The sequence below is a fragment of the Bradyrhizobium sp. USDA 326 genome (assembly GCF_049739485.1).
Lineage (GTDB): Bacteria > Pseudomonadota > Alphaproteobacteria > Rhizobiales > Xanthobacteraceae > Bradyrhizobium.
In genome coordinates, this window is the sequence record NZ_JBMGQA010000001.1 from 75,314 (window position 1) to 89,264 (window position 13,951).

The following is a 13,951-nucleotide window of genomic DNA, read 5'->3' on the forward strand; positions in this document are numbered from 1 at the left end:
TGATCCCGGCTCTGCGCGGCAACGCTTATGCGTTGCCGCTTGTCCGGGACACGAACTCACTCGCCGCCTACCGCCTCGGCGCTGCCGCCGGTCTCGGCGGCTCGGGCGGCGGGGCGGGCTGCGACGAGTTGCTGGCGCCAAACAGCACGCGGGTCGGGTTGCGGTCGAAATTGTTCACAGCGCGGCTGATGTCGCCGAGGGTGCGGCGGCCGTCGGCCATCAGCGCGCCGGAGCGCTTGTCGAAATCGTCGGCGAGTTCGCGGATCGACTTTACCGCCTGGAACAGCTCGCCGCCATCCTTGCCGCCAGCCAGCGTGTTGAGGCCGAGCATGAGATTGTCGGCCTTGAGCATCACGCCGTCGACCTTGGCCATGATGGCGTCGATCTTCTCGGAATTGCGCGCCAGCGAGTTGGTGAAGGTCTCGAGGTTCTTCAGCGAGTTCTTCACCGATTCCTGATTGTCGGCGACGATCCTGTTGACGTTCTGCAGCGTGGCGCGGATCGCCTCGGTGACGTCCTGGAGCTTGTTGGGATCGGCGGTGAGCGTCGGGATGCCGTCCTGGTCGAGCGGCGGCGGGGCCGCCGCCTCGTCGCCGCCCTTGAGCGAGATTGCGGCGACCCCGGTGAGGCCCTGGAATTCGAGGCCGACCAGAGTGTCCTTGCGGATCGGTGCGTTGTTCTCGATCATGGCGAGTGCGACAACCCGCCGCGGGTTGTCCAGCTTCACCGAGACCACCTCGCCCACCCTGATACCGTTGAAATTGACGCTCCCGCCGTTGCGCAGGCCCGCCGCCGGCCCCTCGAACACGACGCGCAGAGGGCTGCGCTGCTTGGTGGCGTGCAGCGACTGGAACCACAGCACGAAGCCGATCGCCGCGGCGATCACTGCCAGCGTGAACGAGCCGATCAATACGTAATTCGCCCGCGTTTCCATCAGGTGCTCCGGCTACTCGACCCAGCTATTCAACCCATGACCGCGCGGGCGCGCTTGCCATGAAAATACTGCCTCAGCCAGGGATGCTGCGAGGCCTGCATGTCGGCGATCGACCCTGCCGCAATGATCTTACCGTTCCCTAAAACGGCGATGCGATCACATGCTGTGTATAGGCTGTCGAGATCGTGAGTTACCATGAAAACTGTCAGCCCCAAAGTGCGCTGGAGGGTCCTGACCAGCTCGTCGAAGTCGCCGGCGCCGATCGGGTCGAGGCCGGAGGTCGGCTCGTCCAGGAAGACGAGGTCCGGATCGAGCGACAGCGCGCGTGCCAGCGCCACGCGCTTGATCATGCCGCCGGAGAGCTCGGACGGAAAACGCTCGGCGACTTCCGGCTTGAGCCCGACCATGGTGAGCTTGGCCATGGTGATCTCGTCCATCAGGCGCTGCGAGACGTGCAAATATTCGCGCATCGGAAACTGGATGTTCTGCCCGACGGTGAGCGAGGAGAACAGCGCGCCCTGCTGGAACAGCACGCCCCAGCGCCGCTCCACGTTGCGCCGCTGCGACGTGCTGGAGGAATCGAGGTCGACGCCGAACACCTCGATCGAGCCCGCGACCTTCGGCACGAGGCCGATGATGGTGCGCGTCAGCACCGACTTGCCCGCACCCGATGGGCCGACAAATCCCAAAATCTCGCCGCGCTTGACGTCGAGATTGAGCCCATCGAGCACGCGCGTCGTGCCGAACTGCACGGTGATGTCGCGAACGCGGATGATGGGATCCTGAATCTCGCTTTGAGCTTCTTTTGCCATCGTCACATCCCGATCGAGGCGAAGAAGATGGCGAACACCCCGTCCATGACGATGACGAAGAAGATGCCCTTCACCACCGATGCCGTGGTGTGCTGTCCCAGCGATTCCGCGCTGCCCTGCACGGCGAGCCCTTCGACACAGGCGACGATGCCGATCACGGCGGCCATGACGGGCGCCTTCACCATGCCGACGATGAAATGATCGATCGAGATGGCGTCGCGCAGGCGCAGCAGGAAGGCCTCGGGTTCGACCCCGCCATAGAGCCAGGCGACCAGACCACCGCCATAGAGCGCAGCCATGGCGCCGAGGAAAGCGAGAATCGGCAGCGCCAGCACCAGCGCCAGCATGCGCGGCAGCACCAGAACCTCGATCGGGTCGAAGCCCATGGTGCGCAGCGCGTCGATCTCCTCGCGCATCTTCATCGAGCCGAGCTCGGCGGTGTAGGCGCTGCCCGAACGTCCCGCGACCATGATCGCGACCAGCAAGACGCCGATCTCGCGCAGCACCAGCACGCCGAGCATGTCGACAACGAAGATGTCGGCGCCGAAGCGGCGGAAATGGAAGATGCCTTGTTGCGCGATGATGCAACCGATCAGGAAGGTGATCAGCACGATGATCGGCACCGCGCGCCAGCAGACCTGCTCCATGTGGTGCACGGTCGAGGTCAGGCGGAACGAGCGCGGGTGGATCAGGACGCGAAACCCCGCCGCGAGCACGGCGCCGAGCATGTCGACGAGGCCCGCCACGGTCCCGGCCACACCGGCCACGGCCCGGCCGATCTGCTCCATCATGCCGGAGATGGTGATCGTGCTGCCGTCGACCACAGGGGTCGCCCTGACCCGCCGCACCTCGTCGACGAGGCTGGAATAATTGGCGGAGAGGCCCGCGATCTGCGCTTCGACGGTGCCTTGGGTCAGGCTGCGGCGCAGGCGCTCGATCAGCCAGGCCCCGAACGTGTCGAGCTTGGCGACTTCGGAGACGTCGATGAAGATGCTTTGCGGGGTGCCGGCGAGCTTCTCGGCGTCAGCCACCATCCGCTCCAGGACCGGCGCGAAGCTCGCGGTCCAGGTCCCGGTAGCGCAAAGTGCCAGCGCGTTGCCCTTGGCAATCCGTTCGAGCTTCGGATCGCTATTCAAGATGTCCGCTCCCGTGCCGGGGCGGAGAAAATCAGATGGTTGCGCACGCGCCCTTACCCAGAGAAGGTATCCCCAAGTGGTTAATGTTAGTTCCTACAGGTAACTAGCAGGTTCAGATTTCGCCAGAGTTCAAAATGACTTCCATGAAATTTGCAACTTTGGCGGCGCGAATCGAGCGCTTCCCGATCGCCGGCAGCTTTACCATCAGCCGGGGCGCCAAAACCGAGGCGGTGACCGTCGTGGCGGAGGTAAGCCGGGACGGCCTGACCGGCCGCGGCGAGTGCGTGCCCTATCCCCGCTACGGCGAGACACCGGAGGCGACCCTTGCCGCCATCCAGGCCATGCAGCAGGCCGTCGCGGGCGGGCTGACGCGGCAGGCCCTCCAGGCCGCCATGCCCCCCGGTGCGGCCCGCAACGCCCTGGATTGCGCCCTGATTGACCTCGAGGCCAAGGCGGTGGGCCTGCGGGCCTGGAACCTGCTCGGCCGCCCGGAGCCCGGCGAGCGCACCACCGCCTACACGATCTCGTTAGGTGCCCCCGAGGACATGGCCGCGGCGACCGCCAAAGCGGCGCACCGGCCCCTGCTCAAGATCAAGCTCGGCGGCGACGGCGACCCGGAGCGAATCGCAGCCGTGCGCAAGGCCGCCCCCAAATCGGAGCTGATCGTCGACGCCAACGAGGCCTGGACCGAGGCCAATCTGGAGCACAATCTTGCCGCCTGCGCCGCGGCGGGCGTCACCCTGGTGGAGCAGCCGCTGCCATCAGGCAAGGACGAGGCGCTGGCGCGGATCAAGCGGCCGCTCGCGGTCTGCGCCGACGAGAGCGTGCATGACCGCTCATCGCTCGCGCCCCTGCGCGAACGCTATGATGCCGTGAACATCAAGCTCGACAAGACCGGCGGCCTCACCGAGGCGCTTGCCATGGCCGATGCCGCGCAGGCGCTCGGCTTCGAGATCATGATCGGCTGCATGGTCGCAACCTCTCTGTCGATGGCGCCTGCGATGCTGGTGACGCCGCAGGCGCGTTTCGTCGATCTCGACGGCCCCTTGCTGCTGGCGCGCGACCGCGATCACGGACTGCGCTATGACGGCAGCCTGGTTTATCCGCCTGATTCCTCGCTGTGGGGATGAGCCGTGAACCGGTGCCGCGCCGACCAGATGACGAGCGCCCCGAGGCCGGCCATCGCGGCCATCACGTAATATAGACCGTCGCCGATGCGGGCGTAGATCGCGCCTGACGCGATCGAGGTCGCCGCGCCGAGCAGTCCGTTGCAAGCGGCATAATAGCCCTGCCCCCGCGCGATCTGATGCGCCGGGACGCGCTGCACCAGGAGATTCATTGTCCCGACAATGGTCATGCCGAAGGTGAGGCCATGTCCGAGCTGCACGATCGCGAGCAGCGCGAGCGGCGGTTCATGCGCGGTGACGATCCAGCGCACCACCGCGCTGAGCCCCCCGATCGCGATCATCGTGGACGGGTGGAGCGAAAAGCGCGGCGACAGCGCGAACACGAAAATCTCGGCGATCACGCCCAGCGTCCACAGGCCCGCGATCGTCAGCCCACTGATCCCATGGAGCTGCCAGTTGATGGCCGAGAAGGTGTAATAGGCGACATGGCTGCCCTGGATCAGCGCGGCCGAGGCGATGACCGCGCAGAAGCCGGCATCGCGCAGCAGCGCCTTGCCGGCATGTCTCTCCGTCGTCCTGTGCCTGACATCGTCGAGCGGCTGAAGCAGCAAGCTGGCGAGAACCGCGACGACCGCCCAGGCCACGATGACCCAGATCAGATCGCGCGCCGCGATGACGTCGACGAGATAGCCGCAGGCGAGCGAGCCGGCGGCGAACGCCGCCGAGCCCCACAGCCGCAGGGGTCCGTAGTCGAGCCCGTAGCGGGCGACACCGCGCAGCGCATAGGCATCGGTCAGCGGCATCGTCGGCGTCCACATCATGCAGGTCAGCGCATAGATCAGGAACAGTGCCAGCGGCTGCTGCTGCAAGCCCACCGCCGTGAAGCCGATCGCGGTCGCCAGCACCGACACCATCATCGCAGCGCGAATGGCATGCCGCTTCTCGGCGATCGCCGTGACCTGCGGCAGCGTCGTGAAGCGCGTGATCGCCGGCAGCGCGTTGATGAGGCCGATCCAGGCCGCGTCGATGCCGATCGCCTTGAGCCAGACCGGGAAGAACGGCAGATGCGTTCCCGAGACCGCGAACACGGCCGAATAGAACAGGGCGATGCTCACGGCGAATCGCCGCTTCTTCGCTGCCGCGATGGGAATTTGTGATTCGGACTGCATCAAACCAATTGCGATTCGGTCGATATCGTGGTGATCGTTACAGTAGCGCGCACTGATTTGCGCGACGAGATTGTCATGGCCAACGAAGCATTCGCCCTCTCGCCCATGTCTGCCCGCGCGGCCGAGCCGAACGAGCAGGATTACGACGCGATCCGCGAAGCCTTCATGGAGACCGCGCGCGGCCGCTGGTTCCTCGGCGAATACGCCAAGCGCAACCGCAATGCCGACACAAGCATGGTCCTGGATGCGGTCGCCAGAATCGAAGAAACCCTTGCGGCGCAGCGACAACCCGTCGTCGAGGACCGCCTGCCCGAAGCGCTGGTCGAGATCCGCCGCGCCATTCGCGAGGCCGAGACGATCGCGATCGCGGCGTTCGATCCCGCGGCAATCGAGGCGAGCCTCGCGCCGATCCCGCGCGGGGTGCGCATCATCAAGGAGATCTCCTGGCGCTGGCGCGAGATCGGCGCCGACGGGCGAATCTGCGACCTCATTGATTCGCAGCTCGCCTCGATCGAGGCCGCCTGCGGGCAGATCTCGACCCTTGATCCTCGCGTCGAGCTCAAGGCTGCGTTCGATCTGCTGAAGGATCGGGTCGAGCAGCTCGACGGCGGCGCAACGCCGCAGGCCGCGTCGGCTCCGGCGCAGGAGGCGCCACCATCGGTCGCAGAAGCCTCGCCCGTCGAGACGGCGCCGGCCGCGATGGCGGGCGATGCCCCCGTGGCTTTTACGGAGACGCGCGAAGAGATCGCAGCAGCTCCGGAACTCGATGCAGCCGTCGAAGCAACGGCGGTCCCTGAAGCCGCCGCCATAGCCGAGCAGGCGATGGACGCGGCTGTCACACAGGAGATCGCGGCCGAAAGCCAGATTCCTGTCGAAAGCGCAGCGCTCGAAAACATCGCGCCTGATGATGCCGAGCTCGAAGCCGTCGCGTTTGAAGAGCCGGCCGCTGAGCCGGTGGCATTGACGGAAGCAAGCGAGGAGTTCTCGCTCGACGCCGCTGCCGAGGCCGAGGACGAAGCCATCCTCGAGGCCATCGCGATGGAGATGGCCGCGCCCGATCCCGACTTCGACGAGATCATCGAGCCGGTGGAGATGGCAGCCGCGACGCCGGAGCCGGCGCCCTCGGATGTCGTGGCGCCGATTGCTACCGCGCATCCGGAGTCGGTCGCAGCCGAGCCGGTCATCGCAGCCATCGCCGAAGAGCCCGCCGCGGACGCGCCGATCGCGCCGGACTCGCTCGCGCGTCTCACCGACGCCATCGCGGAAGCCGCCGCCGAAGTGATGGAGCAGCAGGCTCCGGCCATGGCGGCCGCCGCATCAATGGCGGCAGCCCCGACCTCGAAGCTGCCGATGCCCTCGCCCCTGCCCGCATCCATGTCCGACGCCTCGCTGGGCGCCACCATCCTCGCCAGCGGCATCCTGCAAAAACCCCGCGCACCGGCCAACGACCCGCTCGCTCCGATCCGCCGCATGACCCAGGCCGAGAAGATCGCGTTCTTCTCGTAAGGAGCGCGCACTCCCCCCACACCGTCATTGCGAGCGGAGCGAAGCAATCCAGGCTGTCTCCGCGGAAGGATTCCGGATTGCTTCGCTGCGCTCGCAACGACGACGCTCGATTCTTGGACCTCACGCCCATGTCCCCCACCGAAGACACCCTCACCCTTTGGCGGCCCGTCGGTCCAAAAGAGCTGGAATTGATCCAGCAATCCGGCATGCGCGCGTTTCCGCCGCGCCTGCCCGACCAGCCGATCTTCTATCCGGTGCTGACCGAAGACTACGCCATCAAGATCGCGCGGGACTGGAATGTCCCGGCGAGCGGATCGGGCTTCGTGACCCGTTTTGCAGTCAAGCGCAGCTTCATCGAAAAATACGACATGCAGGAAGCGGGCGGGCGCTCACATCTGGAGTACTGGATTCCGGCCGAGGACCTCGATGCGTTCAATGCCGCAATCGTCGGCTTGATCGAGGTCGTCCGCAGCTTTCCCTAGCCGCCCCGCCTCACCCGCAATTCCACACCGCCCCGATCGGCGTGCGCGTCCAGCACGGACCGAAACTGCCGCCGTTGTAGCGGCCGCCGTTGAATCCCGGGCGGCCGAAATAGTGCCACTCGCCGTCCCAGCGGTAATATTGCGGAACCGGGTCGATGTACCAATGGCGCCGGTCGGCGCGCGACAGGCGCCGCATCGCGTCTTTCTGCTTGTAGAGCGGGATGCTGTTGCTGAGCGGCTGCCGATAACCCGGCAGGAAGCCGTAGCCCTTCCAGACCGGCTTGGGACGCTTTTGCACGGGCTCGGCGGGCGCGACGGCGGGCAGCAGAGACAGGATGACAGCAACGAAGAGACACATGAGACGGGACATGAATCGACGATAGACGCTCGCCTGTCGGAAGACCATTCAAATTCGAGTGGGAGGCTTTTTGCCGCTTCGACATGTCGGCCTGTCCCGTTAAGCTTGCCAGCACAGCAGCAGCTGCGCGAATAATTTGCGGAGTGAACGCATGTCTGAAACACCGCACATCGGCGCTTTCGCCATCGTTCCAAGCAACGATCTTGCTGCTGCAATTCCGTTCTGGGAACGCCTCGGCTTCGCGCGCACGGGCGGCGATACCGGCTATGTCATCGTGACGGGCTGGGGATGCGAGGTGCATCTCACGCCAGCCGGGGACGGCCCGTGGCGCGTGCCGGAGCACAACCCCTTTGGCGTCTTCATTCGCACGCCGGAGGTCGAGGCCATCGCGGCGCGCGTGGACGATCTGATCATCCGCCCCGGCGGCGTGCTGCGTCACCGCGAATGGGGCATGTATGAAGTCGGCATCAACGGCCCTGACGGCCTCCTCGTTCGGATCGGCTGGCCCTCGGAGCTGATGAGGCCCGCTAGCTGATCACGCCCTTCCGGATCAGGAAGCAGCCATAGGCTCGGCTGTCGCCGACCTGCACGACGCCAAAGCCTGCCGCCGCCGCCCGATAGAAATCCGCCCGTGAGAGCTTGCCGGGTGTGACGGGGTGACCGGCCGCGCGCGCGATCTCCGCCAGTACCGCATGCTGCACCTCGGGCACCCTACCTGGATCGTCGACCGGCATCATCACGCGCACCGGATCGGGATCGAAATCGTCGAGCGGATAGACCGACATGATGGCGCGGATGGCGACCTCCATCATCATGCCCGGCAATTGGATCAGGCGCTGCGACGAGGTGCTCTGCGCGATCCGGGTGGCCGGGTGATTGGCATCGACCAAAACGAGGTCGTCGCCATGGCCCATCGCGGCGAGCAGCCAGAGCAAATCGGGGGTGAGGATCGGATCGATCGATTTCAGCATGTGGCGGACTTCCTCCCAATCGATCGTCAACCATAGCAGGTTCCGAGCGTGATCCAGATCACGTACGCAGCCACGGTGATAGGGATCACGGACCGCAAGGCTCGAACGCGGTCACGCTTCCTCGCAACCAATCTCGCATCGAGATAAGTGCCAGAGGAGCACGCCATGTTCCGCCTAAAGCCTTTCCTGATGACGGCCAGCCTCGTGGGAAGCCTGTTCGGCTTCGCCTGCGGGCCCGTTTCCGCGCAGGTCGCCCCGGTCCAGCCTGCCCCCACCGTGCTGCAAGGCCCGGAGCAGCGGGTGGCGCTGGTGATCGGCAATGCGAACTACCAGAACGCGCCGCAACTTGCGAATCCCGACGATGACGCGCAATCGATGGCGCAGTTCCTGAACTCCGCCGGCTTCGAAGTGGTCGCCGCGACCGATCTGACCCAGAACGACATGCTCCGCGTGGTCCAGGACTTTTCCGCCAAGGTCGCCTCGCGCGGTCCCAACACGGTGGCGATGGTCTATTACGCCGGTCACGGCGTGCAGCTCGCCGGCGAGAACTATCTCGTTCCCGTCGACGCCAAGGTCTCCAGCCCCGCCGAGCTCGTCAACAATTCGGTGCGTCTCGTCGACGTGATGTCGACGCTGGAGACGATCCCGAGCCGGATGCGCATCGTCATCCTCGATGCCTGCCGCAACAACCCGTTCCCAGAAGTCAACGACGCCGGCCGGGGCCTCGCCATCGTCGACGCACCGAACGGCTCCATCGTCGGCTACTCGACCGCGCCGGGCGCCGAGGCGCTCGACGGCACGGGCGGCCACAGCCCCTATACGCAGGCCTTCCTGAACATCGCGCGCGAGCCCAACGTGCCGATCGAGCAGCTGTTCAAGCGCGTGCGCCTGCAGGTCAACCAGACCACGAGCGGCGGGCAGATCCCGTGGGAGAGCTCCTCGCTCACGAGCGACTTCACCTTCTTCGGTGACACCGCGGTTGCCGCCAACCGCGCGCCGGTGAGGGCACCTGTCGTGCAGATGGTCTCCAACCTGCCGAGCCGTTCGACACGCCAGGCTTATGATTACGTGGTGTCCGAGGGCCGTCCGGAATACTATCAGGAGTTCATCCAGATGTATCCGCACGACCCGCTGTGCGACCACGTCCGTTGGCTGCTCAAGAACCTCCTGATCTCGGAGGCCTGGCACAAGAGCGGTGCTCGCGAACTCGCCGCTTGCCTACAAGAGCTTCTACGACAACTACGGCAACAGCCCCTATGCGCAGGTCGCGCTGAAGCTGCAGGCCCAGCCCAAGCAGATCCCCCTGATGCAGGCGACCAAGTTCCTGGCGCCGCAGAACATTGCGCCGGCCCTCAAGATCGGCAATCTCGGCCAGCCCAAATACATGCCGCTGCAGCAGGGCAATGGCGTGCAGGTGAACAGCAATCTCCCGGTCGTGCAGAAGCCGATCGACGGCAAGGTGATCGGCAAGCTCGGCCATGGCGGCCAGATCGTCACCCTGCCTGCGCCGACCAACACGAGCAAGAGCAATGGCAGCATCGGCAAGATCGTGACGCTGCCCGCGACCAACACCAAGCCGGACGCCGGCAACCGAACCCCGAGCAAGATCGTGAGCATGCCGGTGAATATCGCCAAGGGCGGATCGAAGATCGACGCGAAGCCAGTCAATGTTCAGACGCAGAACCAGCCGGTCCGCATCAACAACGGCAACACCGGCATCGTGAAGCCCAACACCACCCCGGTCAACAAGGTGCAGGTGCAGACCAACGTGCAAAACAGCCGTCCGCAGCTCAACACGGTGCCGAACCGCGTGGTCAGCAACAACAACTTCCGGCAGTCGATGAACCAGGCGCCGAGCATGAACGGCGGCGGCAACCGTCGCGGCGGCTTCATGCGCTGATCGCGCAAGAAAGAAGGTGCGCTCCCTCCCCCGCCTGCGGGGGAGGGTTGGGAAGAGGGTGCTTCCAAAATCGAGGGCCCCCCAAGAGGAAAGAGCCCCCACCCGGCGCTTCGCGCCGATCTCCCCCGCAAGCGGGAGAGGTTGCACCGAGCAAGCCGCGAGTTCGAACCACGAAATGAGCAAAGCGAAAGGGCAGAACGGCGACGCTCTGCCCCTTCTTCATGTCAGCTCTTGAGCATCGTCATTCCGAGATGCGCCGCAAGGCGCAGGCCCGGAACGACGGCTAAGCCACCAGCTTCGCGAACAATTCCGCATCGACATTGCCGCCGGAGAGCACGATGACGACGTTCTTCCCTGCGACGTCGAGACGTCCCGCCAGCAGCGCGGCGAGGCCGACGGCGCCGCCGGGCTCCACCACGAGCTTGAGCTCGCGATAGGCGAACGAGACGGCCGCGCCGACTTCCTTGTCCGATGCAGTGACACCCCGCGCGAGCAGCTTGCTGTTGATCGCAAAGGTCATCTCGCCGGGCATCAGGGCCATCAGCGCATCGCAGATGGTGCGGCCCGCGGGTGCATGCGGCTCGCGGTGGCCGGCGGTGAGCGAAATGCCGTGATCGTCGAAGGCCTCGGGCTCGGCCACCACGATCTCGGCGAGCGGATAGCGCGCCTTCACCGCCGTCGCGACGCCCGCGATCAGGCCGCCGCCTGAGGCCGGCGCCACCACGATATCGGGGGCGAGACCGAGCGCCGCCATGTCCTCCGCGATCTCGCGGCCGGCGGTGCCCTGCCCCGCCGATCACGAACGGATCGTCATAGGGCTTGACCAGCGTCGCACCGCGCTTCTCGGCGATGCCGCGTGAGATCGCCTCGCGGTCGTCCTTGTCGCGATCATAGAGCACGACCTCGGCGCCGTAGGACTTTGTGCGCTCGCGCTTCGACAGCGGCGCATCCGCCGGCATCACGATGGTTGCCTGCATGTCGAGGATTTTTGCCGCGGCCGCCACGCCCTGGGCATGGTTGCCGGAGGAGAACGCAACCACGCCGCCGGCGCGCTTGTCCTGCGGGATCGAGAACACCTTGTTGAAGGCGCCGCGGAACTTGAACGAGCCGGTGCGCTGGAGCATCTCCGGCTTCAAGAACACTTTCGCGCCGACGCGCTCGTTGAGCACAGGGAAGGACAACAGCGGGGTGCGGATGGCGAAGGGTGCGATCACGCGCGCGGCGGCATCGATGTCGGCAGGGCCGACCGGGAGGAGCTGTTCTGTCATGGCGGGATGTTATCGCGGCCGATGAGGCCCCTGCAAGACACCTCCGCGCGAGGCTTCTCCGGATCAGGCCACGAAGCGCGGCTGTTCCGCCCCGGGCAGCACCGCGCCAACCGCCCTGATGCTGTCGATAAAGACCTTCGCCGAGGCTTCCCAGGTGTAGTTGGCGGCGAACGCGACGCAGTCCTGCCGACAGACGTCGAGCGCGGCGAAGCAGGCACTGCCCAGATCGTGGTCTAGCGCGCCGACCGGCGCATCGCCGATCACGTCGCGGGGCCCTTTCACCGGAAACGCCGCCACCGGCAGGCCGCTGGCGAGCGCCTCCAGCAGGACCAGGCCGAAAGTGTCGGTCTTGCTAGGGAACACGAACACGTCGGCGGCTGCGTAGATTTCCGCCAGCGCCTCGCCGTGCTTCTCGCCGAGGAAGATCGCATCGGGATAGGCCTCTTCCAGCGAGGCACGTGCCGGGCCGTCACCGACGATGACCTTGGTGCCGGGCAGATCGAGGTCGAGGAAAGCCTCGAGATTCTTCTCCACCGCGACCCGGCCGACCGACAGGAACACCGGTGCCGGCAGGCAGAGATCGATGGCACGGGGATGGAACAGGCTGGTATCGACCCCGCGCGGCCACAGCACGACATTGTCGAAACCGCGGTCGGTCAGCTCGCCGGCCAGCGCCGGGGTTGCCGCCATCACGGCGCGGCTGGGCGCATGGAAACGGCGCAGCGCGCGCCAGATCAGCGAGCCCGGCACCGGCACGCGGGCGCGGACATATTCGGGGAAACGGGTGTGGAAGCTGGTCGTGAACGGCAGCTTGCGCTGGCGGCAATAGCGGCGGACCATCAGTCCGATCGGACCTTCCGTCGCGATGTGGATGCTGTCGGGACGCGCTTCCTCGATCAGCCTTGCGATCCGGGCCGGGCGCGGCATGGCCAGCCTCACGTCGCGATAGCTCGGCATGGCGAAAGTGCGGAACGATTGCGGCGTCAGGAACGAGAATTCGACGCCAAGGCCTTCAACGCCAAGACCTTCAATGCCAAGACTTTCAACGCTAAGCCCTTTGGCGGCGTCGGCAAGCTTGGTCAGCGTCCGAACCACACCGTTAACTTGCGGGTGCCAGGCGTCGGTCGCGACCAGGATGCGCATCATGCGGCTCTTGTCATGCAGCTCTTGTCATGCAGCTCTTGCCGCGACCTGCGGGACGGCTGCCGGCCTTTGCAAATGATCCGCCCAGGTGATGATCTCGAAATGGCCGTCGTCATGCTCGACCAGGGCCGTGCAGCTCTCGACCCAGTCGCCGCAATTCATGTAGCGGATGCCGGCCTCGTCGCGGATCACGGCGTAGTGGATGTGGCCGCAGATCACGCCGTCGGCATCGTGGCGCCGCGCCTCGGCGGCGAGCGCCTGCTCGAACGCGCCGATATAGTTGACGGCGTTCTTGACCTTCTGCTTGGCCCATTGCGACAGCGACCAGTAGGGCACGCCGAACAGGCGGCGGAAGAAGTTGACGAGGCGATTCATCTGGATCGCGAAGTCGTAGGCCTTGTCGCCGAGATGGGCGAGCCAGCGCGCGTTCTGCACCACGAGATCGAAGATGTCGCCGTGGATGACGAGATAGCGCTTGCCGTCGGTGCCGGTGTGAACTGTGTTCTCGACGACGTCGATGCCGCCGAAATGCGTGCCGTAATAGTTGCGCAGGAACTCGTCGTGATTGCCGGGGATGTAGATGATCTTGGCGCCCTTGCGCGCCTTGCGCAACAGCTTCTGGACGAGGTCGTTGTGCGATTGCGGCCAGTGCCAGCTCGATTTCAGCGCCCAGCCGTCGACGATGTCGCCGACGAGATAGATCGTGTCGGCATCGTGGTAGCGCAGGAAGTCGAGCAGGAGATCGGCTTGAGAACCGCGGGCTCCGAGATGAACGTCGGAGATGAACAAGGTGCGAAAGCGCCGCTCCGGGCTCTCGTCGCTCACAGCGTAACTTCCCATGCGCCAGCCTGTAACAATGTCCCGTGACAGGGGGATGACCGATTGAACCTTGAGGCACCTCAGCTACGAATCAAACTTCGCCTCGCCCTCCCCGCGAATATCAGTCGCATGCGACAATCAGGCGACATGGCGCCGCAGGGGGGCTCAAATACGGATTGCCGCTGGCAACCCAGGAGGTCGGTGCGCTCCTCCCCCGCATGCGGGGGAGGGTTGGGGAGAGGGTGTTTCCCCGGTGGGATTCGCCATGAGGAGAAAGCCCTCACCCGTCGCGCGGGATGATGCTTCGCATCGCTCGGACGCGCCGA

12 protein-coding genes and 2 pseudogenes are annotated in these 13,951 nt (G+C 65.7%); 5 read left to right on the forward strand and 9 right to left on the reverse strand.

The window, feature by feature from the left end; genetic code table 11:
• Positions 1 to 67 precede the first annotated feature (67 nt).
• Genes ABIG06_RS00310 through ABIG06_RS00320 form a run of 3 tightly spaced genes read right to left on the reverse strand, consistent with a single transcriptional unit; the run spans position 68 to position 2,882 of the window.
• Positions 68 to 934: an MlaD family protein gene (locus ABIG06_RS00310; protein WP_370140593.1), complete on the reverse strand. Its 867-nt coding sequence runs from the start codon at positions 932 to 934 to the stop codon at positions 68 to 70.
• 29 nt (positions 935 to 963) lie between these two features.
• Positions 964 to 1,746 carry an ABC transporter ATP-binding protein gene (locus ABIG06_RS00315; RefSeq protein ID WP_370140594.1) on the reverse strand — a complete coding sequence of 261 codons (783 nt, stop codon included), beginning with the start codon at positions 1,744 to 1,746 and terminating at the stop codon, positions 964 to 966.
• 2 nt (positions 1,747 to 1,748) lie between these two features.
• Positions 1,749 to 2,882, reverse strand: a complete 1,134-nt coding sequence (locus tag ABIG06_RS00320) for an MlaE family ABC transporter permease (RefSeq protein ID WP_424578054.1) — start codon at positions 2,880 to 2,882, stop codon at positions 1,749 to 1,751.
• Positions 2,883 to 3,016: 134 nt separating this feature from the next.
• Between ABIG06_RS00320 and dgcA the strand changes: the two genes are divergently transcribed.
• Positions 3,017 to 4,012, forward strand: coding sequence for an N-acetyl-D-Glu racemase DgcA (gene dgcA / locus ABIG06_RS00325; protein ID WP_370140596.1), 996 nt, complete (start codon positions 3,017 to 3,019; stop codon positions 4,010 to 4,012).
• Here dgcA and ABIG06_RS00330 read toward each other — a convergent pair.
• Positions 3,982 to 5,178: an MFS transporter gene (locus ABIG06_RS00330; RefSeq protein WP_370140597.1), complete on the reverse strand. Its 1,197-nt coding sequence runs from the start codon at positions 5,176 to 5,178 to the stop codon at positions 3,982 to 3,984. The genes dgcA and ABIG06_RS00330 overlap by 31 nt on opposite strands.
• Before the next feature lie 75 nt (positions 5,179 to 5,253).
• Between ABIG06_RS00330 and ABIG06_RS00335 the strand changes: the two genes are divergently transcribed.
• Together ABIG06_RS00335 and ABIG06_RS00340 are read left to right on the forward strand one after the other, a co-directional pair.
• Positions 5,254 to 6,684, forward strand: coding sequence for a hypothetical protein (locus tag ABIG06_RS00335; RefSeq protein WP_370140598.1), 1,431 nt, complete (start codon positions 5,254 to 5,256; stop codon positions 6,682 to 6,684).
• A gap of 128 nt (positions 6,685 to 6,812) precedes the next feature.
• A complete protein-coding gene (locus tag ABIG06_RS00340; protein ID WP_370140599.1) occupies positions 6,813 to 7,166 on the forward strand; it encodes an ADP-ribosylation/crystallin J1 in 354 nt (117 codons plus the stop codon).
• Between the two features lie 10 nt (positions 7,167 to 7,176).
• Here ABIG06_RS00340 and ABIG06_RS00345 read toward each other — a convergent pair whose 3' ends face one another.
• Positions 7,177 to 7,536, reverse strand: coding sequence for a hypothetical protein (locus ABIG06_RS00345; protein WP_370140600.1), 360 nt, complete (start codon positions 7,534 to 7,536; stop codon positions 7,177 to 7,179).
• A gap of 139 nt (positions 7,537 to 7,675) precedes the next feature.
• Between ABIG06_RS00345 and ABIG06_RS00350 the strand changes: the two genes are divergently transcribed.
• Positions 7,676 to 8,059 (forward strand): VOC family protein, encoded by a 384-nt coding sequence (locus ABIG06_RS00350; RefSeq protein WP_124163758.1) that lies wholly within the window; start codon positions 7,676 to 7,678, stop codon positions 8,057 to 8,059.
• Here the strand turns inward: ABIG06_RS00350 and ABIG06_RS00355 are convergent.
• Positions 8,052 to 8,495, reverse strand: a complete 444-nt coding sequence (locus ABIG06_RS00355; protein ID WP_424578055.1) for an RbsD/FucU family protein — start codon at positions 8,493 to 8,495, stop codon at positions 8,052 to 8,054. The two genes, ABIG06_RS00350 and ABIG06_RS00355, sit on opposite strands and share 8 nt — an antisense overlap.
• Positions 8,496 to 8,660: 165 nt before the next feature.
• Here ABIG06_RS00355 and ABIG06_RS00360 point away from each other — a divergent pair.
• A pseudogene (locus ABIG06_RS00360) lies at positions 8,661 to 10,395 on the forward strand (caspase family protein).
• A 283-nt stretch (positions 10,396 to 10,678) separates the two neighbouring features.
• On the opposite strand, the pseudogene ABIG06_RS00365 reads toward ABIG06_RS00360, so the two are convergent.
• The 3 genes and pseudogenes from ABIG06_RS00365 to ABIG06_RS00375 form a co-directional block, all read right to left on the reverse strand.
• Positions 10,679 to 11,663 (reverse strand): annotated as a pseudogene (locus ABIG06_RS00365) (threonine/serine dehydratase).
• A 63-nt stretch (positions 11,664 to 11,726) separates the two neighbouring features.
• Positions 11,727 to 12,806 (reverse strand): glycosyltransferase family 4 protein, encoded by a 1,080-nt coding sequence (locus ABIG06_RS00370; protein ID WP_370140987.1) that lies wholly within the window; start codon positions 12,804 to 12,806, stop codon positions 11,727 to 11,729.
• 27 nt (positions 12,807 to 12,833) lie between these two features.
• Positions 12,834 to 13,646, reverse strand: coding sequence for a UDP-2,3-diacylglucosamine diphosphatase (locus ABIG06_RS00375; protein ID WP_124163966.1), 813 nt, complete (start codon positions 13,644 to 13,646; stop codon positions 12,834 to 12,836).
• Between the last annotated feature and the right edge of the window lie 305 nt (positions 13,647 to 13,951).

Excerpts from the sequence above, each read along its gene's own strand:
- ABIG06_RS00350 (WP_124163758.1), top strand. The coding sequence starts at position 7,676 with ATGTCTGAAACACCGCACATCGGCGCTTTCGCCATCGTTCCAAGCAAC.
- dgcA (WP_370140596.1), top strand. The coding sequence starts at position 3,017 with ATGACTTCCATGAAATTTGCAACTTTGGCGGCGCGAATCGAGCGCTTC.
- ABIG06_RS00335 (WP_370140598.1), top strand. The coding sequence starts at position 5,254 with ATGGCCAACGAAGCATTCGCCCTCTCGCCCATGTCTGCCCGCGCGGCC.
- ABIG06_RS00340 (WP_370140599.1), top strand. The coding sequence starts at position 6,813 with ATGTCCCCCACCGAAGACACCCTCACCCTTTGGCGGCCCGTCGGTCCA.
- ABIG06_RS00330 (WP_370140597.1), bottom strand. The coding sequence starts at position 5,178 with ATGCAGTCCGAATCACAAATTCCCATCGCGGCAGCGAAGAAGCGGCGA.
- ABIG06_RS00355 (WP_424578055.1), bottom strand. The coding sequence starts at position 8,495 with ATGCTGAAATCGATCGATCCGATCCTCACCCCCGATTTGCTCTGGCTG.
- ABIG06_RS00315 (WP_370140594.1), bottom strand. The coding sequence starts at position 1,746 with ATGGCAAAAGAAGCTCAAAGCGAGATTCAGGATCCCATCATCCGCGTT.
- ABIG06_RS00375 (WP_124163966.1), bottom strand. The coding sequence starts at position 13,646 with ATGGGAAGTTACGCTGTGAGCGACGAGAGCCCGGAGCGGCGCTTTCGC.
- ABIG06_RS00310 (WP_370140593.1), bottom strand. The coding sequence starts at position 934 with ATGGAAACGCGGGCGAATTACGTATTGATCGGCTCGTTCACGCTGGCA.
- ABIG06_RS00370 (WP_370140987.1), bottom strand. The coding sequence starts at position 12,806 with ATGCGCATCCTGGTCGCGACCGACGCCTGGCACCCGCAAGTTAACGGT.
- ABIG06_RS00345 (WP_370140600.1), bottom strand. The coding sequence starts at position 7,536 with ATGTCCCGTCTCATGTGTCTCTTCGTTGCTGTCATCCTGTCTCTGCTG.